The organism is Neisseria sp. P0021.S007, assembly GCF_051956855.1.
On record NZ_JBQCXA010000700.1, the window covers coordinates 1 to 628 of the forward strand.

The following is a 628-nucleotide window of genomic DNA, read 5'->3' on the forward strand; positions in this document are numbered from 1 at the left end:
CCGTTGATATGACGGAATAGGGTGGTTCGGCCATTGTGTAAACGCATAAGCCCGATTGTATGCCCAAGTCGGTAAGCCGTCTATAAAGCCGTTTCTTTCTATTTTGGCGCTAACTTATGTTGATATTATTAATTTTGATGTAAAACAGTTTCGACTTAAAAAAGACTGGATAAAACGCCCGTGTTTGTTATAATGAAGCTAAAGATTGATTCGTCCTAGTTTTTGACCGCAGTACTTTTTTATTTAATTAACAAGAGAGGAAAACAAAATGTTTCCAGAATATCGCGATTTGATTTCTAAATTGAAACAAGAAGATGCACACTTTGCCCGTTTGTTTGACGAGCACAATGAGCTGGACGATAAAATCACCGGTTTGGTTAACAACCCTGTTACCAGCGGTGCCGAAGAGATTGAAGAGCTGAAAAAAGCCAAACTCAAACTCAAAGACGAATTGTATGCTCTTCTGCAAAAAGCAGCAGGCAAATAATTAAAAATTGAATAAGGCCGTCTGAACGGTATGATAGGAATCTCGGATTTCGTTTCATACTGGTTCAGACGGCCTTTTTAGTTGTTTGGTATTTGTTATTTTTATTAGCACAATTTAACTTTTAATTGTAAATCACTCTTA

At 36.9% G+C, this 628-nt stretch carries 1 protein-coding gene; it reads left to right on the forward strand.

Going from position 1 to position 628, the window contains the following annotated elements; translation table 11 throughout:
- The first annotated feature begins 268 nt into the window (after window positions 1-268).
- A complete protein-coding gene (locus ACTHUR_RS15455) occupies window positions 269-487 on the forward strand; it encodes a YdcH family protein (protein WP_003685475.1) in 219 nt (72 codons plus the stop codon).
- The last annotated feature ends 141 nt before the right edge of the window (window positions 488-628 follow it).

Bases quoted from the DNA above. Each gene is read 5' to 3' on its own strand.
- ACTHUR_RS15455 (WP_003685475.1), top strand. From the start codon at position 269: ATGTTTCCAGAATATCGCGATTTGATTTCTAAATTGAAACAAGAAGAT.